The following is a 23,828-nucleotide window of genomic DNA, read 5'->3' on the forward strand; positions in this document are numbered from 1 at the left end:
CCCTCTCGATCATTGGAAGAAGGTTCGAAATGGCGGGTTTAAAGATTGATGGTCTTACTGCTCGTCTTCAAAAATGATAGAGCCTGTGGCTGTTAATTCGTATTGCTCATCGCACAGCAAGCATTGGATAGTGGCTTCCAGGTTCACAGTTATTTTCCGGCCATTGACAATTTCTGAATCTGATGAAATGCGCACTCTGGGTTTTGGGCTGTGTCCGTCCAGTATCAGCACAGATATGTCCGAAGCACTAGTAGAAGCGCTCCAGCTGTATGACAAACCATTTACAGCTCCAGATAGCTGGACTTGGATGTCTCCAGTGGAGGTAGTCGCCTGTCTGCCTATGTTGGTGGATCGGTAGTCTTTGGAATGAATGGTTGCGCTGGTGGTGGCTTTCAGTGTGGCGCATATAATGCTTGCGAGTGAGTCGTACAGGTCATTGATCTCGGTATCTAGTTGGCGTTTATTGATGGCGTCCTGGGCTTGGTTTCCATTGGCCACTCCTGCGATTTGTATGTTGTTGAGCGTGAGGGGGCCTGTATCATCTACAGCTAAAAAATGGAGCCACTTATCTCCGTTCCAGTATTGAAAGAGGTTAGTAGTGTTGTTAAATACCATCAGTCCTTCGCTTTTGGCGTCCATTGCGTTGATGGCCGTTGTTGAAAGTCGTGGAATCAAAAGCCCTTTATTGTTGGATTTTACTTCCAATATGGCGTCCGAAGAAATGGAGGTGGTGCCAATGCCTACACCATCGTTTTGGGCTGAGGCCAGAATGCTAAAAAGTGTACAGATTATAGCGAAAACAGATTTTGCAGTCATGATTTTACGACTGTAAAGCTATCTTTTGAATATTTGCTATAAGTGGCCTTGTTGTTAAGTTACTATTAATTGTAAAAAGCGGATTTATACAGTAAGTTCAGAAGACTTTGTAAGCGATTAATGTCCAGTCATATAAAAGGTGAAAGTGTGTTTTCGGTTCGAAATGCCGCTAAGTGGATGAGGTTGTCTGTAACTCCTGTTGAAGCAGTGTACAGGGTTATGAGTTAGTGACTTGATTCTTGGTGGGCTGCTATTTCTGTAGGGTTCCGAATGGGCACAAAAAAAGCCACTCAAATTTGAGTGGCTTTTGCTCCTCAGGTTGGACTCGAACCAACGACCCTCTGATTAACAGTCAGATGCTCTAACCAACTGAGCTACTGAGGAATATTTGCGTTAAAAGAGTCTGAAAATTATTGACACAATAGAAGTGCTAATCATTTGTTTTCAGTCTTCTTTTCACTCCCCGTTCAGGAGTGCCTTTCAAAAAGGAATGCAAACTTAATCGGTCACCTTTATATCTGCAATGCTTGTGGTTAAAAAAATTTCAACTTCTCCATTTTAGTCAAAATAGCAGCTTATAACTGACAAAATGACGCCTTAATTTAGCTTATTTTGTTTAAAGCGGCCATAATGGCATGAATTTACGGAATTCATGGGCTGGCATGGAATTCGTCTATTCCTCAGTGAATTTGATTTTGAAACAACTAAATCTTAAAAATTATGGCACTTATAAAGTATAATACCAACGGTTACAGACCTGCAACATTCAATAGTTTCTTTGACAGGTTTTTCAATGATGAGCTTTTTGATAGTAAATCAACTGCAAGCTTCACACCTCAGGTAGATGTGGCTGAGTCGGACAAGGCCTTCGAGATTCAGTTTCACATTCCGGGTGTAAAAAAGAATGATATCAAAATTGACGTGGATGATGACCGGCTCACGGTGAGTGGGGAACGAAAGATTGCGAATGAAAAGAATGATAAAAACTACCACAGTGTAGAGAGCTATTATGGTACGTTTAGTAGGTCATTCTACCTTCCAGACAGTGTAAACTCTGACAAGATCGATGCTTCCTATGAGGATGGCGTGTTAAACATTGTCGTTCCGAAGGATGAGAAAAAAGTGACTAAAAAAACCATATCCATTAAGTAAGGTTAGGTGATAGTAAAGGTAAAGGCCCTGGCAATAGCCAGGGTTTTTGCTGTTACAGGGTTTTTCTTGTTAAGAATTGTTAACCACCACCACACTTTGGGCTGAGCCTACGTTAGTGGAAAACAAAGTAACCTTAAACACAGTATAATCTTTAGAACGGGACTAAACAGGATCGAATATGAGCAATAGAAAGATGTTTATGGCTATGATTTTGACCTCTTTTATAGGGGCAGCCATAGCGATAGGAGGATATACCCTTTTGGTGCCTACCTCACAAAACAACGGGGTGACACCTGTGAACAACCCCAATCCAGTAAGTTTTACAAACTATGAGCTGGATACTACAAACTTTGTGGTGCCGGAAGGGCTCAATTTCGTGTATGCTGCCAAGTCTGCCACACCGGCGGTAGTACATATCAAAACCACCTATCAGGCCTCTGGTGGAAATGCTGCACGCAATCCTATGGAGGAATTTTTTAGAGACTATTTTGGGGATCGCTATGACCGGCGAGAGCGTGCTCCTGGTCAGGGGGCTGGGTCTGGTGTGATTGTCAGCGAAGATGGCTATATAGCTACCAACAACCACGTGGTGGAAGGAGCCTCCGAAGTGGAGGTGCTCTTAAACGATAACCGCACTTTTAAGGCTGAAGTGATCGGCACAGATCCTGATACAGATTTGGCACTGATCAAAGTGGAAGCTGAAGGCTTACCCTATATGGCTTTTGGTGATTCAGAAGGTATTCAGATCGGAGAGTGGGTGCTGGCAATAGGCAATCCGTTCGAGTTTAGGTCTACCGTGACGGCAGGGATTGTGAGTGCTAAAGCTCGTAACATCAATATCCTGGCGAGAGGCAGAAGCAGGACGCAGATAGAAGCATTTATTCAAACCGATGCTGCGGTAAACCCTGGGAATAGCGGTGGAGCGTTGGTAAACCTGAAAGGGCAGCTTGTGGGAATCAACACAGCCATTGCATCCCCTACGGGAGCCTTTGCGGGGTATTCATTTGCGGTGCCAGCAACCCTGGTCAAAAAGGTGATCTGGGATTTAAAGGACTTTGGTGCGGTACAGCGTCCACTGCTAGGTATTGAAATTCGCGATGTGAGTGCTGAGCTGGCCGAAAAAGAAGACTTAAATGTCTTAAAAGGTGTGTATATCGCCAATGTAAATGATGGTACGGCAGCCGCAGAAGCAGGCCTGCAGTCCAAAGACGTGATCATTGCCATAGATGGTAAAAAAGTTTCGAATACCGCACAGCTCCAGGAGCAGGTAGCATTGCATCGTCCTGGTGATAAAATTGATGTTACATTCATCAGGGATGGAAGAACAAAGACGGTAAAGGCTACTCTGAAAAACCAGTTTATGACCACAGAAGTGGTAAAAGCCAATAGTGCCTTTGAGGTAGAGGGTGCTACACTGGAGCCCGTTTCAGGAGCTGTAAAAGATAAGCTGGGACTAGATTCAGGATTGCAAATCAAAGGTATAGCTGGTGGGAAATGGAAAGATGCAGGCATCGAGGAGGGATTTGTGATTACAAAGATCGATAAGCGTCCTATCCGGTCTGTTGATGATCTCACTGCAGCACTAAACTCTGCTCGGGGGGAAGGTATTCTGATTGAGGGTATTTATCCCAATGGAGAAAAGGCATATTACGGTATAGGTTGGTAGTTTAGTTATAATTCCTTGAAAGGGTGTGATTGGCAATGCTGATCCACCCTTTTTTTATTTTGTGGGTGCTGATTCAGTGGGTAGTTTCTGTAGATTTGCTTACCCAAAAAACAACATAACCAAATAAAAAAGACTTATGAACAACCCTACTAAGGACATTGCTGGCATTCTAAAATCCCTTGGAGTAGAGGCGACTAACCCTGGTGCCGCGATTGGCGGCAAGTGGCTGCCTACCACTGGCAGTCGGATTACCTCTTATTCTCCAGTAGATGGATCGGCGATTGCAGAAGTTACGCTTGCTGATGAAGCTGCTTACGAAAAGGTGGTGCATGCTGCAGAGGAGGCCTTCAAGACCTGGCGAATGCAGCCTGCGCCCGCTCGAGGTGAGGTGGTAAGGCAGATAGGATTGGAGTTGCGAAAGCATAAGGACGCCTTAGGAAAACTCGTTTCCTATGAGATGGGGAAGTCTCTCCAGGAAGGTCTAGGCGAAGTGCAGGAAATGATCGATATCTGTGATTTTGCTGTAGGGCTCTCACGGCAACTATACGGGCTCACCATGCACAGTGAGCGTCCGGCACACCGGATGTATGAGCAGTGGCATCCTGTAGGGTTGGTGGGCATTATTTCAGCCTTTAACTTTCCAGTGGCAGTGTGGTCCTGGAATGCCGCCATAGCCTGGGTGTGTGGAGATGTTTGCGTGTGGAAGCCATCAGAAAAAACTCCACTTTCAGCAATTGCATGTCAGAAAATAGTGCAGTCTGTGTTTGAAGCCAATCAAGTGCACCCAGGTGTGTGTGGTTTGGTGATAGGTGATGCTAAAATTGGACAAAAAATGGCCGATGATGGGCGTTTCCCGTTGATATCGGCTACTGGCTCTACTCGTATGGGAAAGGCCGTGGGCGAAGCAGTAGGGCGCAGGCTGGGCAAAACCATCCTGGAGCTGGGAGGCAACAACGCCATGATCATCACCGAAAATGCCGACCTCAATATTGCCATACCGGGAGCGGTGTTTGGTGCTGTGGGTACCGCTGGTCAGCGGTGTACCAGCACGCGCCGGCTCATTATCCATGATAGCATGTATGAGGAGGTAAAAGAGCGGCTGGTAAAAGCCTATGGGCAGCTTAGTATCGGTGATCCCTTAGATCAAAACAATCATGTGGGGCCGCTCATCGATAAAGATGCGGTGAATCAGTACAAGCAGGCACTCGACAAAATACTGGCAGAAGGTGGTAAACCTGTGATTGCTGGTGAAGTGCTTACTGGTGATCAGTATGCCTCGGGTTGCTATGTGAAGCCGGCCATTTATGAGGTGCAGAGAGATTATGAGATTGTCTGCCATGAAACCTTTGCTCCAATTTTGTATGTGATGAAGTACAGCACGATAGAGGAGGCCATTGCCATGCAAAATGCCGTGCCTCAAGGCTTGTCTTCAGCCATTATGACTACCAACATGCGAGAGTCTGAGCTGTTTTTGTCTCATGCAGGCTCTGACTGTGGTATTGCCAATGTCAATATTGGGACCTCTGGTGCTGAGATTGGTGGAGCATTTGGTGGAGAAAAAGAAACCGGTGGTGGGCGAGAGTCTGGATCTGACGCCTGGAAAGCATACATGCGCCGACAAACCAATACCATCAACTATTCTACAGAGCTGCCGCTGGCTCAGGGAATTAAATTCGAACTGTAAATAATTCGGGCTTCATGGATGTGGATTTAATGCAAAAGAAAATGCGGGTTCATGAAGCCTGTGTGGCTACTTTGATGCAGCGAAAAGAAGGGTTGCTGGCTGAGCTCCGAAATTTTCAAGACGCTGCAAACAACGAAACCAAGAGCAGTGCTGGTGATAAATATGAAACCGGCAGGGCTATGATGCACCTGGAAAAAGAGAAAGTCGCTGGTCAGTTAGATCAGGTACTCAAAATGGAGCAGGTTATTCGGGGTATTAAGCCCGAAAAAGAGCTGGACAAAGCCGCACTTGGTTCTCTGATTAAAACGGAAAATGGCCACTTTTTTCTATCCGTTAGCCTGGGGGCTGTGGATGGAGTGGTTTGCCTCTCACCTGTAGCTCCACTGGGTCAGGCGCTATTGAATGCTACGCCTGGTGATAAAGTGAGTTTTCAGGGTAGAACTTTTGATATACTGGAGGTCATTTAGTCTGAAGTGGTGCCCGAGACGATTTTTAGCAGGTCTACTTCAGATTCCCCGGATAGTATCATATACTCTCCTTTGTCACCTTTGGTTTGGCCGTATTTGAGATAAGACCTCCATACGTGCTCTGCGTACCAGTCAGGTTCTTCTTCCCAGCGCTGATCAGTGTTTTTGCGCTGCTGAAACGTCTCCTTGCTGATTTCTAAAAAGACTTTTAGATCATACATTTTTCGCAGTGAGGCCGGGTAAAAGGAAAAAAGCCCCTCAACAACCTTTATGTCTGCAGTGGATTTTTCAATGTCTTTCGTAAGCTTGTCCCACTTGATGGTGCTGGGACGCTCCCAGTCTGGTACGCCCTGTACTTTGGGGATGGAGATCTTGGGTTTTACATACTCGTCCTGGCAAAAAATATCGGTGGTTTGTCCGTTTCGTTTAAAAAAATCTGCCAATCGTGCCGCTAAAGTGCTTTTTCCAGCTCTGCTGACTCCTCCAATGCCTATAATCATGTGTTAAATCTTATGGTTGTAGCGTATTGTTAATTGTTGCTATCAGGTTTTGTTATTCACTTTTTAGCGGACTGGGGCGTTAAAGATAACGACTCAATGTTAATTATCAAGAAACAAGTGGCTAAGCCACTAAATTCGGGCCTGGTAGGTGTAGAGCTCATAGTACCTGCCCTGAAGGCTTATTAGCTCTTCATGGGTGCCTTTTTCCGCTATTTTACCGTCTTCTATCACCAGGATTTGATCTGCACGCTTGATGGTGCTCAGCCTATGCGCTATTACAAAAGAGGTGCGGCCTTCCATTAGTCGCTTGAGACTCTCCTGTATGTAGTTTTCACTTTCGGTATCCAGATTGGAAGTGGCTTCATCCAGTATTAAGATTCTAGGGTTGGCCAGTATAGCGCGGGCAATGGCGATGCGCTGCTTTTGTCCTCCGGATAGTTTTACACCACGCTCGCCTATCAGCGTGTCCAGCCCATCCTCAAATCGGTCGGTAAACTCACTTACATGGGCAGCTTTTACCGCTTCATCCAGTTCAGCTTCCGTGGCATCAGGTCTGGGGAAAAGTATGTTTTCGCGGATGCTGCCTTCAAACAGAAAATCGTCTTGCAGCACAACGCCCAGTTGGCTCCTGTAGCTTTCCAATACGATTTGAGAGAGGTCTTCCTGGTCTACTGTGACGGTGCCTTCGTCTGGAGTAAGGAAAGAGGCTGCCAGGCTTGCGATAGTAGTCTTGCCTGAGCCGGAGGTGCCTACCAGTGCAGTTACAGATCCGGCAGGAGCTGTAAAAGAGATGTCTTTGATGACAGGTTTGTTTGCTTCATAGCCAAAACTGACATGCTCAAATCGGATGTCCCCTTTGATTTTTGGGATACGGATGGTGCGTGACGTGCCATCGTCTTCCTGGGTCATGTTCATGATTTCTTCGGTGCGGTCTAGTCCGGCGAAGGCTTCTGTAAGTTGGCTGCCGATATTGCTCATTTGTACAATTGGGGCAATCATGAAGCCCAGGTACAGTGTGAATGCCAGGAAGTCACCCACCGAGATGTCTCCCTCTATGATCATGTATCCACCGATGCCCATGATGCCTGTGCTGGCCAGTCCAAGGAGAAAGGTAGCTGAGCTGGTAACTACACTGGTAGAAGTGAGGCTTTTTTTGATGTTGAGGTAGAGCTTTTCTACGCCTTCTTCGAAGGTTTTGACTTCTTGTTTTTCGGCATTAAACCCTTTGATCACACGCACGCCGTTTAGGGTTTCGGTGAGTCTGCCTGTTACTTCGGCGTTGATTTTTCCGCGTTCGCGAAAAATAGGTCTGATATAGCCAAAGGCTTTTAAGGAGATCAGAGCAAAAATGGCTACAGGCACCAGTACATAAAGGGTCATCATCGGGCTGATGGAGATCAGTAAAAACAGAGAGATTACCGCTGTGAGTAGCCCGCCTACCAGCTGTACCAGTCCCGTGCCTACCAGATTGCGCACACCTTCTACGTCGCTCATGATGCGAGAGACCAGCTCGCCGCTTTTGGTGTTGTCAAAAAAACGGATGGGTAGGTAGATGATTTGTCGTTGGACTTTTACGCGCAGTTGTGCGATAAGGTGCTGTGCTTCTACACTCAGTATGCGTGTTAGCAAAAATGAAGATACAGACTGCACCACAATAGCCGCCAGTACCGCTGAAACCAGCACTTTGAGCATTTCCATGTCGCCATTGGCGATGACTTCATCCATGAGGTACTTGCTGGCTCCTGGTAGCACCAGGCTGGCGAGTCTGCTGATGACGATCAGTACCAGCCCTACGCCAATGATTTTTCTTCGGGGCCATACGATGGTTTTAAATACGTGTCCTATCGTTACTTTGCTTTTGCTCATGATGTGGATGTGTATGCCGTTTTGCCTTATAGCTTACGCAAAATGAGGGGAAGGGATTGGGAAAGCCTGAAAATAAAAAAGCAGAGCCGCAAGTGCTCTGCTTTTGGTCGGGATGACTGGATTCGAACCAGCGGCCCCCACTACCCTAAAGTGGTGCGCTAACCGGGCTGCGCTACATCCCGAGCCCTAATGTGCTGTCAAAATTAACCATTCCTGATGGCATTCAAAAAAAGGAAAAATGCCAAAAATATCAGGAGCTGAATTAGACATAAAAAAACCCAGACTGTCAAAAGACTGGGTTTGTAAAAGTGGGCGCTGAGGGATTCGAACCCCCGACCCCCTCGGTGTAAACGAGGTGCTCTGAACCAGCTGAGCTAAGCGCCCTTACTTTGAAAAATCTTCTCGTCTGAAGACCTTTTTAGGTCGTTTTTGTGTGTTGCTTTTGATAAGCGCCTCAAAAACGGATGGCAAAAATAGCACAAGAAGTTACTAATGCAAACACACAGTGAAATAATTTAAAAATATTTTTTAGCTCACTGCTACGGCCAGGTAGTCGTTGAAGGGTTTCATCACCCGAAAACACTCCAAAGTAGTCTCTAGTAGCGCCTCACCACTGATTTCTGCATCAGCAAGCGGATGTAGTACCACGTAGCTTTTGAGTTTTAAAAATTCAATATTCGGATGGTCTTTGGGATAACCCTTAGGGGCCGTCTTGAGTTTTTCACCTCGTATCTCCCCAAACAAGTCCTGGAATTTGCGCTGTGCTACGATCTGTTTGAGCTCTTCGGGGTTGTAGTCTACTTCCTGACGTATTTTTTTTAATACTTCCCCTGGGGGCATGTAGATCCCACCGCCCATAAAGTTTTCTCCAGGCTGTAGGTGGAAGTAATACGACGGGTTTTCTGAGTGCCTGCCACCCTCTGATATAGCGGCTCCAAAATTGATTTTATAGGGGGACTTGTCATTGCTGAAACGGATGTCACGGTTGATGCGGAAGATACACTTGCGGCCTTCTAGGCCAGCTACAGCAGGTTCGAACGTTTGCATTTCGCGGATGAGCTCATCTACAAAAGCAATGAATTCTTTCCTACACTCCTGATACCAGCTTTTGTTGGCATCCATCCATTCTTTAGAATTGTTTTGAGCTAGCTGATCGAGAAATTTTAGACTGTTTGAAAGGCTCATTGCATTAGGGTTTAGTTGCTCGCAGGCGCTAGACTTCATTGCTGAGGATTAGCATTATTCTTGTAAAGGTTTCACTGTATTTTGACTCACGATCCAGTATTTTTTGGACGCTATCAAGATTATAGTTTCAAAAGCAATACATCACTCATCGTATGTGACCTCTTTCGTAAATACCATCCTTTACCGCTTTCATATCATCCTGATATTGTAAGTACATACTGGAATAGGTTGTCTCCCAAAATTCGGAAACATCTTCTTTTGCAGAGTATAGGCGTTTGCCTTTCCAGATTACCTCCATTTGCAATACATGATGTGCAGCACCCAGATTAACCAGATCTACATTTCTGAGCAATTTCGCTGCCAGACTGGCGGCCAACTCCCATTCTTCTACTACCGTCAGCACACGGGCTTTGGGCAAGCAATGATAGGCCAGGTCGATATCACTTTCATCTGTAAATTGGTCTGTGGCTCCACTGCCGTACAGGTAAATTCCCTGCACATCAGGCAAAGCCTTACGGATGGTGTTTATGCAAAAACTTGTCTCGTCTTGAGATAATATCATCACACTAAAGTTAATGTACTCTGGTTAAAAGAGCACGTTCTTATAGCGTGCACTAAGCCCAATTACTTCATGGCTTCCCAGATGATTTCTACCGGGTGTTTCGCTTTGCGCGCAGTACCATCTTTGATTTGGTGGCGGCAGCTGGTACCCGCTGCAGCGATGATCACATCCTCCGGTTGCTTTCGTACCGTTGGAAACAGCACCAGTTCACCTATTTTCATCGATAGATCAAAATGCTCCTTTTCGTACCCAAAACTGCCCGCCATGCCACAGCAGCCAGACGGAATCATGTGCACTTCATTACTACCCATTTTGGTCAGGATCTTTTTCACTGGCGTGAGCGACGACAATGCCTTCTGCTGGCAGTGTCCATGAAGTTTGATCAGTGACTTTTGCTCTTCGAAAAGCTCAAGGTCGATATTCCCAGCGTCAAGTTCTTTCGCCAAAAACTCTTCGATCATATAGGTGTGCTGAGCAATGCTGTTGGCAGCTTCCTTTTCCTCTCCTCGGAGCAGGTCCGGATACTCGTCTCTAAACGTGAGGATTGCCGAAGGCTCCACACCGATTAGTGGTGTTTCGGCTGTGATGTGATCACGATATAGTGCTATATTTTTTTGCGCCAATTTTTTAGCCTGATCCAGCAATCCCTTTGACAAAAAGCTCCTCCCTGACTCTTCATGCTGCAGGTAAACGACCTTGTAGCCAAGCTTGTCTAGCAACTTTACCGTAGTGATACCAATCTCCGCCTCGCTATAGTTGATCAGCTCGTCTATGAAGATGTACACCGTTTTTTTAGGCTTGATCACCGTAGGCTGAAACTGCTTTTTAAACCATTTTTCCCAGGTGACTTTGGAGAGCTCTGGCATACTACGCTTTTGCGCAAAGCCAATCACAGACTTGGCCAATGTGGAGGTGAGCTTGTTGCTAAATGTTAGCTTATATCCCCAGGGCGCCAGTGAGGCCAGTTTCATGGATTTAGAAAAATTCCCAATGAGCCTGTTTCTGAACGGTACGCCTTTTTCTTTATAATACTGGTACTGCCACTCCTGCTTGAGCTTACCCATGTCCACATTGGAAGGGCACTCAGATTTGCAGCCTTTGCAACTCAGGCAGAGGTCCATGACCTCTTTTATTTCCTCATGTGCAAAGGGGTTGGCCTGGTCAGACCGGGTGAGCATTTCGCGTAGTACATTGGCGCGTCCGCGGGTGGTTTCTTTTTCGTTGCGGGTGGCCATGTACGATGGACACATGGTGCCCCCGCTGAGTTCGGTCTTGCGGCAGTCGCCGGAGCCATTGCATTGCTCCGCAGCACGTAGATAGCCTAGTGTCTCCGAAAAATCCAGCATGGTGTCAAACTCTCTCGTTTGTTGGTTTTTCTCATACCGCAAACTGGTGTCCATCGGAGGAGTGTTGACTATTTTGCCCGGGTTCATGATGTTGTTGGGATCCCAGGTCTCCTTCACTTGCTTGATGAGTTGGTAATTGTGCTCACCTAGCATTTGCGGGATAAATTCCCCACGAAGACGACCGTCCCCATGTTCGCCAGAGAGTGATCCTTTGTATTTTTTTACCAACTGGGCGATTTCTTCAGCGATTACTCGAAATTGCCTCACACCTTCTTCGGTTTTCAGGTCTAGAATAGGGCGGAGGTGCAGTTCGCCAGATCCGGCGTGCGCGTAATGCACACAGGTGAGGTTGTGTTTTTTGAGAATTTCGTTAAACTCCGCAATGTATGCCGGCAGGTCATTGACATCCACGGCCGTGTCTTCTATCACCGGGGCGGGCTTGGCATCACCTACTACGTTGGAGAGCAGCCCCAGTCCGGCTTTGCGTAGCCCCCATACTTTTTTGATGTCGTCTCCGGTTACAATTGGGTAAGCATAACCGAGTTGGTTGTTTTTGAGGTCTTCTACCAGTGCACTGGCTGTAATATCCGCCTGCTCTTCAGTTTCTAGCGTTAGCTCCGCTACGAGTATGGCTTTGGGTTCTCCCTCTACAAAAAAGCGGTAGTCGCGGTACGTGAGGTTGCGCTCGGTAGCTTCCAGTATGAAGTGGTCCATGAGCTCACACGCTGTGGGTTTGTATTTGAGTGCCACCAGGTTGGCGTGCAGCGACTCATCTATGGAGTTGCAATGGATGCAGACCAGTCGCTTGTGAGGAGGTGCTATTGGAGTTAGCTTTATTTTAGCCGCTGTGACAAAAGCAAGGGTGCCTTCAGATCCGGCGATTAGTTCGCAAAAGTTAAAGTTTTTGCCATCCGTTTTAAATGGCACCATGTTGGCCAGCATGTCGATGGCATATCCGGTGTTGCGGCGCGGCACCGAAGACTTGGGAAAGTCTGCTTCGATGGCTTCAATATTTTTCGCATCAGACAGCATTTCGCGAATGCTCAGGTAGAGGTTGGTCTCCAGGTCTCCCGATGTGTGCATGCCATTGGCTTTGGCCGTAAAGGCATTTTGGTCTAGCTCGCCAAAGGAAGTGCGGCTGCCGTCAGAGAGGATGGCATCTACTTCTATGAGGTGCTCACGGGTACTGCCATATACCACGGAGTTTGAGCCACAGCTATTGTTGCCGATCATGCCGCCGATCATTGCTCGGTTGGCTGTGGAGGTTTCGGGTGCAAAGAAATAGCCATGTTCTTTGAGGTGCTTGTTGAGGTCATCCCTAACGATGCCCGGCTGCACTTTCGCCCAACCTTCTTCGGCATTGATTTCAATGATCTTATTGAAATGCTTCGAAATGTCCACGACGATACCACCACCTACTACCTGGCCGGCTAGTGAGGTGCCGGCAGTTCGTGGTATTACAGAGGTGCCGTGCTCGTTGGCAAAGCGGATAATTTTTTCAATGTCATCGTCTGACCTGGGAATGGCCACCGCTTGTGGTATTTCGCGGTAGGCAGAGGCGTCTGTAGCATAAAGGCGACGAGTGGTCTCGTCTGTAAAAAAATCCCCCTCTAGTTGCTGTTTTAGCACGTCAAAGTTCATCATGTCTTCTTATCGTTTTCGAACATAACAGAGGGCCTGCCAGGGGTCAAGTTGCATGGGGTATGCCAAAACGATTGGCTGCAGTTAAACGATTGGGATTGGCGACCTCTATTGCACTCAAAATTAGGGAGTGTGGATGACATTCTGATAAAAAACATAAGGTCATTTTACACCAACTTTTGATCATTTTACACCAATTTCACAGTATACCGGGAAGTGATCGGAGATGTATTTTTGCTCAAAAGACCCTGTGAGTACGGCATATTTTTCTACGATGATTTGGTTGGACACAGCGATGTAATCAATTCTTCGCGTAGGGGTTTCGTCAAATTGGAAGGCATTGAAGGTGGCGTCTGGTCCGTATACCACTTTGGCGATATCGCGTGTATCGCTTAGTTGTTGTTTCATTTCCAGGATGGGGGCTTCATCTGGAGTTACATTTAGGTCTCCCATGACGATGACCGGAAAGTTTTCGGTGTTGAGTTCTTCGATTTTTGATAGGATGACCTTCATGGATTCTACGCGTGCTTGCTCACCGCGGTGGTCAAAATGGGTGTTAAATACCCAATAGGCATGTCCGCTACTGGTCTCAAACAAACCATAGGTGCAAATCCTGGGCAATGCCGCATCCCAGCCTTTGGAAGGCTTTTCTGGGGTGGGAGAGAGCCAGAATGTACCAGATTGAAGGAGCTCCAAGGAAGATTTGTAATAGATGGCGCTAAACTCACCTTTGGATTTGCCATCGTCCCTTCCTACTCCGATGTATTTGTACTGAGACAAACCTGTGTCGAGATAGGCAACCTGATGCGGTAGTCCCTCCTGTATACCCATGATGTCTGGCTCAAAAAACTGTACCTGACTGAGTAGTTTTTCCTTTCGGTCGGACCACTCATTTTTGCCATCAGCAGAATAGTCCAGACGTATGTTGTAGGTCATCACTTTCAGGTTTTGTGCGCTGATCGTGTGTACGGTAATTGTCAAAAGGAAGCACGCAATGATTTTCATGAGGTGTTGGGTTTGTGTGATTGATTGAAAAAAACAGGGTCATTACAAATATGTGACAAATCCGCTTGTTGGCAGATTCTGTAATGTAAAATCATGTAATCGATACCTTTGCCGCCATGTTTACCAGAGAAGAAGCTTCGCGCCTCCGTCAGGAGTTTTGGACCACTTTTGGCCTGTATATGAAGCCCGTGCTGTCTGTAGACTATATGCGGGTAAACTGGATCAACTACAATACTCGATTAAAGGACGTTTATTTTCGGATGGATACTGGCCGTAAAGCTGCTACCATCGCTATCACCATGGAGCACTCTGATCCAGGAATAAGAGAATTGTTTTTTGAGCAGTTTTTAGAACTTAAAACTATGCTGCACACCGAGCTTGGCGAAGAGTGGGAGTGGCAGGAGCACTACACCACCGAAAGCGGCAAGGTGATTAGTAGGATCTACAAAGAGCTACCAAAGACGTCTGTGTTTAATAAGGACAAGTGGCCGGAGCTTATTTCATTTTTTAAACCCCGGATCATTGCCCTTGATCGATTTTGGGATACGGCGCGCTATGCCTTTGATGCCCTTACATGAGTCAGTCTTTTCTTTTGAGTACGAGTGCCACCCTGTTGGGGAGGTAGATACTCAGAAAGTGTTCTCCAAACAAGGTGACCGTCGGGTAGCTCATCTCATCGTCTATACGATCATGGCCGCCATATTCTCCTCTGTCGGAGTTTAATATCACCTGATACTTTCCAGCCTTTGGTACCCTAAACCGATAGTCCGGCACCGCATTGGTAGGTGAAAAATTAAAAGCAAAAATGAGGTTATTACGCTCGAAAATCAGGGTTTGGTTTTGCTCGTCCATATTGAGCTGCCGGGCAGGAAGTGCTTCTACCAGGCCGTTGTTTCTGGCGGTGTTTACCATGTCTTTGCCAAAGTTGTACAAATGCTGGTAGCGCAAATCAGGATGCTCCTGCAGGCTCCACTGCCTGCGTGCATACTGGTAAGACCAGTCATTGCCTTCTCTCGGGAAGTCTACCCATTCCGGATGCCCAAACTCATTGCCGATAAAATTGAGCCACCCTTCGCCACCTAGCGCCAGTGTAAAGAGGCGAATCATTTTGTGCAAAGCAATTCCACGGTCTATGATCAGGCTGTCATGGTCTTTGTGCATATGGGAGTACATCTCCTTGTCCATGAGCCAAAATGCGATAGACTTATCGCCTACCAGCGCCTGGTCGTGTGATTCTGCATAAGCGATGGTGCGCTCGCCAAAGCGTCTGTTCGTAAGTGTGCCCCACATGTCGTGGATGTTCCATTCTTCATCCTGCTTGTGCTTGAGTAGTTTGATCCAGTAGTCAGGGATGCCCATGCCCAGACGAAAATCAAAGCCCATTCCCCCTTCACTTACCGGCCTGCATAGTCCTGGCATGCCGCTCATGTCTTCTGCTATGGACAGGGCATGCGGATTGAGCTCCTTGATCAGTGTGTTGGCTAGCTGAAAATAGGTGAGCACGTCCCAGTCTACATCTCGGAAGTATTTTTCATAATGATCAAAAGACACATCGCCGTGATGGAAATAGAGCATGGAGGTGACTCCATCGTACCGAAACCCATCTATTTTGAATTCCTCGATCCAGTATTTGACATTGGAGAGCAGAAAACGAAGCACCTCTTCTTTGCCGTAGTTAAATAGTTTGGAGTCCCACTGCGAGTGTACTCCCCGTCCTCCTGGATGAAAATACTGGTCGTCTGATCCATCAAACTCATTGAGCCCTTCGGCGAGGTTTTTTACGGCATGGGAATGCACGATATCCATGATTACGGCTATTCCCAATTCATGTGCCTTGTCTATTAGATATTTGAGGTCATACGGGGTGCCAAACCGGCTGCTTGGCGCAAAGAAGTTGCTCACGTGGTAGCCAAAAGAGCCGTAGTAGGGATGCTCCTGTATGGCCATTACCTGTATGGCATTGTAGCCTTGTTCGTGGATCTTAGGCAAGATATTGTCTGCAAACTCTTTGTATGTACCCAGACCTGCTTTTTCCTGAGCCATGCCCACGTGGCACTCATAGATATAGGGGGCCTCATAGGCTTCCTTGCCAGAAAAGTTCTTTACTTTCCATTGATAAGGCTTGTCCGGATTCCAAAGTCGTGCAGTGAAGTCGTACGTTTTTTCGTCCTGGGTGACGTAGCGGGCATAGGCAGGAATGCGATCCATACCACCATGGGGAGTTCGCACATGTACTTTCACCATAGAGCCATGTGTAAGCGAGGCTTTGTGGTCACTATCCGGTAGGAATACCTCCCAAATGTCACCTTCATTACGTGTCATGGGGGTCGCCTCACGGTCCCATTGGTTAAATTCACCTATCAGGCTCAGCTGCTCGGCTGCAGGTGCCCACTCCCGGTACCACCAGCCCTTCTTTTTGCGGTCATAGTTAAACCCCAGGTAGTCATATCCGCTCGCAAAATCTCTGACACTTCCATAGGTAGCAATCAGTTCCTTTTTACGGGTTTCGAAGCGCTCTATCCTGTCAGTAATTTCCCCTTCATAAGGCTCCAGCCAGGGATCATTTTTTACAAGAACAGGTGCGTTTTTTTTAGGCATACTCTACTGTGAAATAGGTGTGACTCGTAAGTTAAGCAGCAGCTATGCTCCTTCCAAATATTCCTTTTTGGCGCTGGTCTTTATTGTAATTATTTCAGTAGCATGGGCTTCAAATTTTAATTTTCTAAGGGATCCATCGGTTTTGGTAAATGATCTCACGATATTTCGCAAGGAATAAAAAATATCAAAGTAGATGTAACCTCTGCCAAAAGGTCCAGTTTCCCTTTCGTTAACCATGACTTGATGATAGACTCCTTAGAAGATCATGCCATCATGCTAAAAGTAAAATCCGGCGATGTAGAGAAGCTTAGCCTGCTCTATCATCGTTACAGCCGCCGGCTGTTTGGATTTTTCTTTGGCCTGACCAGTGATGCTGCCACCAGTGAAGACCTGGTGCAAAACGTATTCGTGCGTATGCTTAAGTATCGCAAGAGTTACTCCGAAAGCGGAAATTTTGAAGCGTGGGCTTTTCACATGGCGCGCAATGTGCACAAAGACCATTTCCGAAAAAACAAACGCTATCACTGGCAAGAGGACATGGCGGATTGGGAGAGTCACCTCAAAGAAACCGACAACCGGGAACATCATATGCAGAAGTCCGACGAGCTCAATAATCTGGAGCGGGCGCTGCAGGCTTTGTCTCCGGCCAAGCGTGAGCTGATTGAGCTCACACGGTTTCAAAAGCTAAAGTATGACCAGGTGGCAGCGCTACTGGGGATTTCCGAAAGTGCCCTGAAGGTGCGTGTGCACCGTACCCTAAAGGAACTACGGGAGCTTTATAGCAAGGTAGACGGAAAATTGACAGACAGAATAAACTGAGATATGAAGCTGACAGAAGAACAAGCCATACAGTATTGGATGGACAAGGCCCAGGGCCATCTCTCGGAGGATCAAGAGCAGCAGCTCATGGAGTATCTGGCAGGAAACCCCGAGCTCAAAGCTGAGCTGGAGCAAAATCAGGCACTTTGGAGCCAGCTGGAAAAGCTGGAGCGGCCAGCGCCGAGTGAAGCCATGGATGCCCGGTTTGATGGCTGGCTACATGGATATGCTGCTGCTGCGGCTGGTCAAGAGCGTGGCTGGCAGGAGCGCCTGACTGTGTGGTGGCGCCTTCACTGGCAGCCGAGCCTGGCTTTTTTGGCTGTGGGGCTGCTGGTAGGGGCGCTGGTATTACCAGGCAGTCAGGAGCCAGAGCAGCTCGCTCAGGAGGTGAAAGACATGAAAAAAATGCTCATGCTGACCCTCATAGAGCAGCCGCAGGCACAAGAACGTATTAAGGCGGTGAGCCTGGCGAGTGAACTACCTACTAAAAATCCAGATCAGGTAGTGGTACAAGCGCTGGTGACCACACTCAATCAGGATCCGAGTATCAACGTGCGCCTGTCTGCGCTGGAAGCGCTCATGGCCTACGGCGAAAACGACAAGGTACGCCGAGCCCTGATTCAGTCTATCGCACGGCAAAGCTCACCACTGATGCAGGTAGCTCTGGCAGATGCCATGGTCCTTCTGCAGGAAAAAGCGGCAGTAGATTCTTTCAATCAGCTGCTGGATTCGGCTCAGGTAAATGAAAGTGTGGAGTCCAAAATCAAGTCGACTATTGAAACACTTAAAGCGATTTGAAATGAAAAAACTAATGATCATACTGCTGTGCATACCCATTTTGGCGAATGCCCAAGAGCAACAGGAAAATGGCTCGGGAAGGCTCTCTATAGACGGGAAGCCGGTCTCGATAGTAGTAGACAATGTCTTTGGGAGTGTGAATGTGCTGGGAAGTACGGCTAATGAAGTCACTTATTCGGTGAAGAAGAAGCTGGCTGCCGACTCCAAAAGCGCCTTGCAAAAAGGCTGGGATGAAATTACCATGGAGGTCATCAAACGAAACGACTCGATCCTGTTTTTCTTGAAGGCACCCTATATCTGTAGCAAGTGGACAGGGTGCAGTAAAGGCAATAATTGGGACGGAGGCCCTGAAGGGTATACATTTCAGTTTGATGTGATGCTGGAGGTGCCTAGCTATGCTGACTTGCATGTCAGTACCGTGGATAGGGGAAGCATCACTATAGAAAAAGTATCAGGTGAACTGGCGGCTTTTCATGTAAATGGGGAGGTGACACTGCGTGATGCCGTTGAGGTGACTGAAGCTCGAAGTGTAAATGGAAACGTAACGGTATACTATAACTCGGTACCTCGATCTGATGGCTTGTTTAGCTCTATCAATGGTAAACTGAGGGTGTTTACTGCTGAAGGTCTCAACGCAAGAGTGGCAGCGAAGAGCATGAATGGGCAGTTTTACACATCATTTGCCCACGAGCTGATACCACCGAAATTGACTAAAACAGTGCAGAAGAATGGTTCAAAAACCAGCTTCAGGTTGGACGAGTCCTATGGAATCCAAATTGGAAAGAATGGACCTCTACTCAACTTCGAGACACTTAATGGCGATATTTTTTTAAGAAAACTTTAAAATAAACTCAAAATGAAAAGGATAATAATAGCACTTATAGTTGCCGTGGCACTGATGCCACTGGCCAGGGCGCAGCAAGACCAAAAAGAACAATTTGTGATACCGCTGACGAACCCAAAAGAGGCAGCCAGCATCTCACTCAATCATATCAACGGAGACATAGCTGTGACTGGGTACAATGGAACAGAGGTTATCGTCACAGTAGTAGCCAGCGGAAAAACTACAGACCATGACCATCACAAGGATCACGACTGTGATGACTGTGACGAGAGTGCCGTGCCCGCCGGAATGAAGAAGATCTCTGTAAATCCTGTGGAGCTTAGGGCTACAGAAGAAAACAATCAGGTGGACATTCATACAGAATCGTGGAAACGTAAAATGGACATTACACTGAGAGTGCCAACAACCTGCAACCTGAATCTGCAAACAGTACATGGCACGGTAAAGGTGAGCGGTGTATCGGGGGTACTTGAAATTTCTTCTGTGAATGGGATGCTGGAGTTTGAGCAGGTTTCGGGCACAGTGGTGGCCAACACAGTCAATGGAAAAGTAAAAGTTCAACTCGAGGAAGTCACTGCAGGAGAGCCCATGTCATTCGTGACGCTCAATGGCGATGTGGATGTCACGCTACCTGCGAATGTAAAAGCTACAGCGAAGCTGCGCTCCGATAGAGGTGAAATCTACACAGATTTTGAAATGGAAATGGAGCGCAGTAAGAAAGATGTACGCAACTCCAATGGCGAGTTTGAAGTGGCTATCAATAGTTGGGTGTATGGAAAAATAAATGGTGGAGGGCCAGAGTACCTTTTCAAAAACATGAATGGAAATATTTTGGTGAGAAAGAAGTAAACACCTGTATTTTATGTGCTAAACCCTTCATTATGAGTAGTGAAGGGTTTTTTAATGGTCGATAGCCACTCGCCGAGCAGATTGTATTATTTAACGAAGCAATTAGTCTAAACAAAGAAAGATGCCGATTTAGCCTCTGAGTCAATTCTACTTTTGCCATACACTAATATACCCCACGGCATGAGTTTACGTCTTTTATTTCTTTCTTTCATCTGTAGTCTGGCAGCCTTTCAAAGCAGCGCTCAATCTATAATCAATGGTTATGCGAGCCTTTCTGCTATATCGGGTACTACCCTTACACTGGGTGCTGCGGACGAGTCCAACGACCTCTTTGAGGTTGGTGAAAGTTTACTCATCATGCAGATGCAAGATGATGTGATCGGAGCCAATACAAACAACAACCCCTCCTTTGGAGATGTTGGGGATATTGCCTCTGCAGGACTGTACGAAGAAGCCGTGATTCAATCCGTATCCCGGACCTCATCTACGGTATGGACAGAAGATTTTGAGGACAATGTAAACGACTGGTTTACTGGTTGTAGTGGAGGCACCTGTAATCCACCTACTATACAAAATACAGGCGGCCCTACTGGCAGAGGAATGGTTGCATACTTCACCGATGCCAATAATGGAAACTACTCGTTTTGGGCAACTAACCCGATAGATATTTCGGCTTATGCTTATGTTGATATTTCGTTGTTGGCAGGGCAGCTAAATCTTGAAAATGACGATTATATGCTCATTGGCTATTATCTGGATGGTGGTGGATTTACTACCGTAGAAAACAACAGCTACCTCAACGGAAATTTTGGATATACCACCGCTAGTTCCTCTAAAGTGAGCGGTACCACTCTGCAACTGGCTGTATTTTTTGTGATTGACCAAAACAATGAATATGCAGGCATCGACAATGTGGTGGTCACTGGCTACTCCAACCCGACTAGCATTACTGTGACTCAAAGCTTTGTCAATAGTTATTCTACCGGGCCAAACGCCCGTGTTCAGGCGGTGACATTCCCTAAAAGTGACGACTACAGTACTACTTCAGACCTTACAGCGCTGGACTGGAACGGAAACTACGGAGGAGTCTTGGCGATGGAAGTGTTTGACTCGCTTACTTTAAATAACGACATCAATCTGGATGGCAAGGGATTCCGAGGTGGAGCACTTAACAATGTAGCCGAGTCTACTCCACGGGTATGTAATCCAGAAGTATATCGGACCGATAATGGAGAGTATGCAGCTAAAGGTGAAAGTATCTACCGAAATACAAATGCACTTTATGCCCGCGCAAGAGGCAAATCTGCCAATGGCGGAGGAGGTGGTAGCAGACACAACTCTGGAGGCGGTGGTGGTGGAAATTTCACTGCCGGTGGTATTGGTGGCCCAGGTTACAATGAAAGCGCACCAACTGATGGCTGTGATGATGACCCTTCAGGCGATGCAGGTACAGGTGCCGCTGGCTATGGAGGTGTAGACCTTAGCGATTATATCTCTGCCGATCGAATATTCCTCGGCGGAGGCGGCGGAGGTGGCCAGCAAGATGGCACTTCAGGAGCTTCTGAAGCTGGCGGTGATGGTGGTGGTATCATCATCATCAAAGCAAATACGATCTATGTTCCATGTGGGGCAGGCGTTACCATCTCTGTAAACGGAGAAGGGTTTCCTTACCCCTCCACAGATGCGGGAAATGAAGGAGCGCCTGGTGCGGGTGCCGGCGGTTCTATTCTCTTTCAAGTAATCAACTGGGCACTGGACTGTCCGCTAAATACGGAAGCAAAAGGAGGTGAAGGGCAATCATCTGTAAACACCAATCCGCATGGCGGAGGAGGTGGTGGTGGACGAGGAGTCACCATCTTTTCGGGGGCTGCTCCTGCATCCAACTATACTGCAGACAACAGCCAGGGTGCTGGTGGCCTCAATGGAACCGGAGCCAGTGCAGGTTCTGCTTCTGCTGGATCCTCTGCACCTACCAACTCTAGCTTCGACCCAAATGGAGATGGAGTGATAGAATCTCAACAAGGCCCTCTGCCTGTACAGCTCATAGGATGGTCTGGTACAATAGAAGGGCAATATCACTTGCTACAGTGGAGCACAGCTAGCGAACTAAACAATCAGTTTTTTACTGTGGAGCGCTCTGTCGATGGGGAAAACTGGGAGGTAATAGCGTATGTGGAAGGTCACGGTACTACCAATAATCAGAACGATTATGAGTACAAAGACTACTATCGATCAGCGTCCATGACGTATTACCGACTCAGCCAAACGGATTTTGATGGCCAAAATGAAACTTTTGATGTCATTGCTCTCGCTCCTCAGGCTCGTCAGGTAGAATTGCTATTGTTTCCTAACCCTACGCAAGGAGAGTTTAGAGTGCAGTTTGGGCGCTCGGGAGCTGAACAACTACAGTGGACTTTCTACAATGCTCTGGGGCAACTGCTCAACATAAGGGCCTCTGATGCCAATGGTGAGCTTGTATTCAACATAGAAGAACTCCCAAAAGGAAATTACTTCCTACATGTAACGAATGGTAATCAGGATAAGACTTTTCGGGTGGTGAAAAGATAATAAGAAATGAATGTGAGGGGGTGAATTAGTGAGTAAGGTGGGCCTAAAAGGTCCACCTTTTTTCATATATCTGATGGGTACGCACTAATTTAGAGTGTGTGTACAAAATCAAGCCTATGTCTAACACTCCACCACCTTCTAATCAGCTCAAGCGTACTCTCGGACCACTAATGCTGTGGGGGCTGGGTGTGGGTTATGTGATTTCAGGGATGTACTTTGGCTGGAACCTGGGGCTGGCAGAAGGCGGCACTTTAGGACTGGCAATAGCCACCTTTTTCATTATCATCATGTATGTCACCTTTACCTTTAGCTATACCGAGCTGGCCTGTGCCATACCTCGCGCCGGTGGAGCGTTTGACTATGCAGATCGTGCGCTGGGTCAGCGTATGGGTTTTTTGGCCGGCATGGCCCAAAATGTGGAGTTTATCTTCGCTCCACCTGCCATAGCCGCTGCGATTGGGGCCTATTTCGGCATTTTTTTTCCACTAATGGACTCCACGCTTATTGCGATCATAGCGTATTTGCTCTTCACAGGGCTAAACATAATAGGAGTAAGGGCAGCCGCTACTTTTGAGCTGATGATCACTATTTTGGCGGTAGCTGAGCTGCTGATCTTTGCAGGGGTGTGCCTCCCGGAGGTAGAATTCGCCAACTTAAAGCTCAATGCACTTCCCAATGGATATGAAGGTGTTTTTGCCGCTATACCTTTTGCTATTTGGTTTTTTCTGGCCATAGAAGGAGTAGCCAATGTAGCTGAGGAAGCCAAAAACCCTCAACGAAGCGTACTCATAGGCTTTGGCTCTGCCATACTGACCCTAGTAGTACTATGTCTGCTGACTTTTGTATCTGCTGTAGGTATAGACGGATGGGAAACGGTAGTATATCCTCCTGGCAGTTCGTCACCTTCAGACTCTCCATTGCCTTTGGCTTTGGCCAAAGTGGTGGGCGAGCGTCATGTGTTGTATCACCTGCTAATTACCGTAGGCTTATTTGGGCTGGTGGCTTCTTTTCATGGGATTATCCTGGCTGCAGGCAGGTCCACATTGGAATTCGGCCGTGTGGGCTACATACCCAAAAAGCTTGGCGCTGTACATCCCAAAACCAAAACTCCGGCCAATGCATTGATCGTAAATATGCTGATCGGTATAGTGGCGATACTTACTGGCAAAACGGGAGAAATAATTACCCTCGCATGCTTTGGCGCACTTACCCTGTATATCATTAGTATGATTGCGTATTTTGCGCTACGCAAAAAAGAGCCAGACCTGCTTCGTCCTTTCAAGGCACCTTTTTACCCACTGCTACCGGCTACTGCGCTGGGCATAGCCACAGTAGCCCTGATAGCCATGACCTGGTATAACCTCACGCTCGCAGGTGTCTATTTGGTGATTCTGTTGATAAGCTATTTGTGGTTTCTCTTTGGTCGCAAAAAACATTAATTTAAGTGGGGTAAATAATCAGT

The 23,828-nt window shown here is 47.1% G+C and carries 19 protein-coding genes and 3 tRNA genes; 11 read left to right on the forward strand and 11 right to left on the reverse strand.

The window, feature by feature from the left end; translation table 11 throughout:
- Window positions 1-54 precede the first annotated feature (54 nt).
- Both C7460_RS07875 and C7460_RS07880 read right to left on the reverse strand, forming a co-directional pair.
- Window positions 55-816, reverse strand: coding sequence for a hypothetical protein (locus C7460_RS07875; RefSeq protein WP_115867546.1), 762 nt, complete (start codon window positions 814-816; stop codon window positions 55-57).
- A gap of 310 nt (window positions 817-1,126) precedes the next feature.
- Window positions 1,127-1,200, reverse strand: a tRNA-Asn gene (locus C7460_RS07880).
- 336 nt (window positions 1,201-1,536) lie between these two features.
- Here C7460_RS07880 and C7460_RS07885 point away from each other — a divergent pair.
- The 4 genes from C7460_RS07885 (at window position 1,537) to C7460_RS07900 (ending at window position 5,785) form a co-directional block, all read left to right on the forward strand.
- The gene (locus tag C7460_RS07885; protein ID WP_115867547.1) at window positions 1,537-1,968 is read left to right on the forward strand and encodes an Hsp20/alpha crystallin family protein; all 432 of its coding nucleotides are present in this window, start codon (window positions 1,537-1,539) and stop codon (window positions 1,966-1,968) included.
- 178 nt (window positions 1,969-2,146) lie between these two features.
- Window positions 2,147-3,634: a Do family serine endopeptidase gene (locus C7460_RS07890; protein ID WP_115867548.1), complete on the forward strand. Its 1,488-nt coding sequence runs from the start codon at window positions 2,147-2,149 to the stop codon at window positions 3,632-3,634.
- Window positions 3,635-3,770: 136 nt separating this feature from the next.
- Window positions 3,771-5,318, forward strand: a complete 1,548-nt coding sequence (gene amaB / locus C7460_RS07895; protein ID WP_115867549.1) for an L-piperidine-6-carboxylate dehydrogenase — start codon at window positions 3,771-3,773, stop codon at window positions 5,316-5,318.
- Window positions 5,319-5,332: 14 nt separating this feature from the next.
- Complete coding sequence (locus tag C7460_RS07900) at window positions 5,333-5,785, forward strand: 3-oxoacyl-ACP synthase (protein WP_115867550.1); 453 nt, start codon at window positions 5,333-5,335, stop codon at window positions 5,783-5,785.
- On the opposite strand, the gene C7460_RS07905 is transcribed toward C7460_RS07900, so the two are convergent.
- From C7460_RS07905 to C7460_RS07940, 8 genes are all read right to left on the reverse strand, one after another.
- On the reverse strand, window positions 5,782-6,285 hold the full coding sequence (locus tag C7460_RS07905) for a uridine kinase family protein (RefSeq protein WP_115867551.1): 504 nt from the start codon (window positions 6,283-6,285) through the stop codon (window positions 5,782-5,784). The genes C7460_RS07900 and C7460_RS07905 overlap by 4 nt on opposite strands.
- Window positions 6,286-6,414: 129 nt before the next feature.
- Window positions 6,415-8,151, reverse strand: coding sequence for an ABC transporter ATP-binding protein (locus C7460_RS07910; RefSeq protein ID WP_115867552.1), 1,737 nt, complete (start codon window positions 8,149-8,151; stop codon window positions 6,415-6,417).
- Window positions 8,152-8,255: 104 nt separating this feature from the next.
- Window positions 8,256-8,333 (reverse strand) — tRNA-Pro (locus C7460_RS07915).
- A 127-nt stretch (window positions 8,334-8,460) separates the two neighbouring features.
- Window positions 8,461-8,535 (reverse strand) — tRNA-Val (locus C7460_RS07920).
- A gap of 144 nt (window positions 8,536-8,679) precedes the next feature.
- Window positions 8,680-9,336, reverse strand: coding sequence for a DUF2461 domain-containing protein (locus tag C7460_RS07925; protein WP_115867595.1), 657 nt, complete (start codon window positions 9,334-9,336; stop codon window positions 8,680-8,682).
- A gap of 145 nt (window positions 9,337-9,481) precedes the next feature.
- Window positions 9,482-9,898: a type VII toxin-antitoxin system MntA family adenylyltransferase antitoxin gene (gene mntA / locus C7460_RS07930; protein ID WP_115867553.1), complete on the reverse strand. Its 417-nt coding sequence runs from the start codon at window positions 9,896-9,898 to the stop codon at window positions 9,482-9,484.
- A gap of 62 nt (window positions 9,899-9,960) precedes the next feature.
- On the reverse strand, window positions 9,961-12,888 hold the full coding sequence (locus C7460_RS07935) for an FAD-binding and (Fe-S)-binding domain-containing protein (RefSeq protein ID WP_221409473.1): 2,928 nt from the start codon (window positions 12,886-12,888) through the stop codon (window positions 9,961-9,963).
- A 180-nt stretch (window positions 12,889-13,068) separates the two neighbouring features.
- Window positions 13,069-13,890: an endonuclease/exonuclease/phosphatase family protein gene (locus tag C7460_RS07940; RefSeq protein ID WP_115867555.1), complete on the reverse strand. Its 822-nt coding sequence runs from the start codon at window positions 13,888-13,890 to the stop codon at window positions 13,069-13,071.
- A gap of 116 nt (window positions 13,891-14,006) precedes the next feature.
- Here C7460_RS07940 and C7460_RS07945 point away from each other — a divergent pair, with 116 nt between their 5' ends.
- A complete protein-coding gene (locus C7460_RS07945; protein WP_115867556.1) occupies window positions 14,007-14,468 on the forward strand; it encodes a DUF4268 domain-containing protein in 462 nt (153 codons plus the stop codon).
- Window position 14,469: 1 nt separating this feature from the next.
- Here the strand turns inward: C7460_RS07945 and C7460_RS07950 are convergent, their stop codons facing one another.
- On the reverse strand, window positions 14,470-16,488 hold the full coding sequence (locus tag C7460_RS07950) for an alpha amylase C-terminal domain-containing protein (protein WP_115867557.1): 2,019 nt from the start codon (window positions 16,486-16,488) through the stop codon (window positions 14,470-14,472).
- Between the two features lie 243 nt (window positions 16,489-16,731).
- On the opposite strand from C7460_RS07950, the gene C7460_RS07960 reads away from it, so the two are divergent.
- The 6 genes from C7460_RS07960 to eat all read left to right on the forward strand — a co-directional run bounded on the left by C7460_RS07960 (window position 16,732) and on the right by eat (window position 23,805).
- The gene (locus C7460_RS07960; RefSeq protein ID WP_115867559.1) at window positions 16,732-17,307 is read left to right on the forward strand and encodes an RNA polymerase sigma factor; all 576 of its coding nucleotides are present in this window, start codon (window positions 16,732-16,734) and stop codon (window positions 17,305-17,307) included.
- Between the two features lie 3 nt (window positions 17,308-17,310).
- The gene (locus tag C7460_RS07965; RefSeq protein ID WP_115867560.1) at window positions 17,311-18,105 is read left to right on the forward strand and encodes a HEAT repeat domain-containing protein; all 795 of its coding nucleotides are present in this window, start codon (window positions 17,311-17,313) and stop codon (window positions 18,103-18,105) included.
- A gap of 1 nt (window position 18,106) precedes the next feature.
- On the forward strand, window positions 18,107-18,949 hold the full coding sequence (locus tag C7460_RS07970) for a DUF4097 family beta strand repeat-containing protein (RefSeq protein WP_115867561.1): 843 nt from the start codon (window positions 18,107-18,109) through the stop codon (window positions 18,947-18,949).
- 12 nt (window positions 18,950-18,961) lie between these two features.
- A complete protein-coding gene (locus C7460_RS07975) occupies window positions 18,962-19,798 on the forward strand; it encodes a DUF4097 family beta strand repeat-containing protein (protein WP_115867562.1) in 837 nt (278 codons plus the stop codon).
- Window positions 19,799-19,978: 180 nt separating this feature from the next.
- Window positions 19,979-22,366, forward strand: a complete 2,388-nt coding sequence (locus C7460_RS07980) for a T9SS type A sorting domain-containing protein (RefSeq protein ID WP_115867563.1) — start codon at window positions 19,979-19,981, stop codon at window positions 22,364-22,366.
- 116 nt (window positions 22,367-22,482) lie between these two features.
- Window positions 22,483-23,805 carry an ethanolamine permease gene (eat, locus tag C7460_RS07985; RefSeq protein WP_115867596.1) on the forward strand — a complete coding sequence of 441 codons (1,323 nt, stop codon included), beginning with the start codon at window positions 22,483-22,485 and terminating at the stop codon, window positions 23,803-23,805.
- Window positions 23,806-23,828 lie beyond the last annotated feature (23 nt).

Source organism: Marinoscillum furvescens DSM 4134, assembly GCF_003386095.1.
Classification (GTDB): Bacteria; Bacteroidota; Bacteroidia; order Cytophagales; family Cyclobacteriaceae; genus Marinoscillum; species Marinoscillum furvescens.

Bases quoted from the DNA above. Each gene is read 5' to 3' on its own strand.
- C7460_RS07890 (WP_115867548.1), top strand. From the start codon at position 2,147: ATGAGCAATAGAAAGATGTTTATGGCTATGATTTTGACCTCTTTTATA.
- C7460_RS07970 (WP_115867561.1), top strand. From the start codon at position 18,107: ATGAAAAAACTAATGATCATACTGCTGTGCATACCCATTTTGGCGAAT.
- C7460_RS07885 (WP_115867547.1), top strand. From the start codon at position 1,537: ATGGCACTTATAAAGTATAATACCAACGGTTACAGACCTGCAACATTC.
- C7460_RS07900 (WP_115867550.1), top strand. From the start codon at position 5,333: ATGGATGTGGATTTAATGCAAAAGAAAATGCGGGTTCATGAAGCCTGT.
- C7460_RS07935 (WP_221409473.1), bottom strand. From the start codon at position 12,888: ATGATGAACTTTGACGTGCTAAAACAGCAACTAGAGGGGGATTTTTTT.
- mntA (WP_115867553.1), bottom strand. From the start codon at position 9,898: ATGATATTATCTCAAGACGAGACAAGTTTTTGCATAAACACCATCCGT.
- C7460_RS07940 (WP_115867555.1), bottom strand. From the start codon at position 13,890: ATGAAAATCATTGCGTGCTTCCTTTTGACAATTACCGTACACACGATC.
- C7460_RS07975 (WP_115867562.1), top strand. From the start codon at position 18,962: ATGAAAAGGATAATAATAGCACTTATAGTTGCCGTGGCACTGATGCCA.
- C7460_RS07925 (WP_115867595.1), bottom strand. From the start codon at position 9,336: ATGAGCCTTTCAAACAGTCTAAAATTTCTCGATCAGCTAGCTCAAAAC.
- C7460_RS07945 (WP_115867556.1), top strand. From the start codon at position 14,007: ATGTTTACCAGAGAAGAAGCTTCGCGCCTCCGTCAGGAGTTTTGGACC.
- C7460_RS07875 (WP_115867546.1), bottom strand. From the start codon at position 816: ATGACTGCAAAATCTGTTTTCGCTATAATCTGTACACTTTTTAGCATT.
- eat (WP_115867596.1), top strand. From the start codon at position 22,483: ATGTCTAACACTCCACCACCTTCTAATCAGCTCAAGCGTACTCTCGGA.
- C7460_RS07950 (WP_115867557.1), bottom strand. From the start codon at position 16,488: ATGCCTAAAAAAAACGCACCTGTTCTTGTAAAAAATGATCCCTGGCTG.
- C7460_RS07965 (WP_115867560.1), top strand. From the start codon at position 17,311: ATGAAGCTGACAGAAGAACAAGCCATACAGTATTGGATGGACAAGGCC.
- C7460_RS07980 (WP_115867563.1), top strand. From the start codon at position 19,979: ATGAGTTTACGTCTTTTATTTCTTTCTTTCATCTGTAGTCTGGCAGCC.
- C7460_RS07910 (WP_115867552.1), bottom strand. From the start codon at position 8,151: ATGAGCAAAAGCAAAGTAACGATAGGACACGTATTTAAAACCATCGTA.
- amaB (WP_115867549.1), top strand. From the start codon at position 3,771: ATGAACAACCCTACTAAGGACATTGCTGGCATTCTAAAATCCCTTGGA.
- C7460_RS07905 (WP_115867551.1), bottom strand. From the start codon at position 6,285: ATGATTATAGGCATTGGAGGAGTCAGCAGAGCTGGAAAAAGCACTTTA.
- C7460_RS07960 (WP_115867559.1), top strand. From the start codon at position 16,732: ATGATAGACTCCTTAGAAGATCATGCCATCATGCTAAAAGTAAAATCC.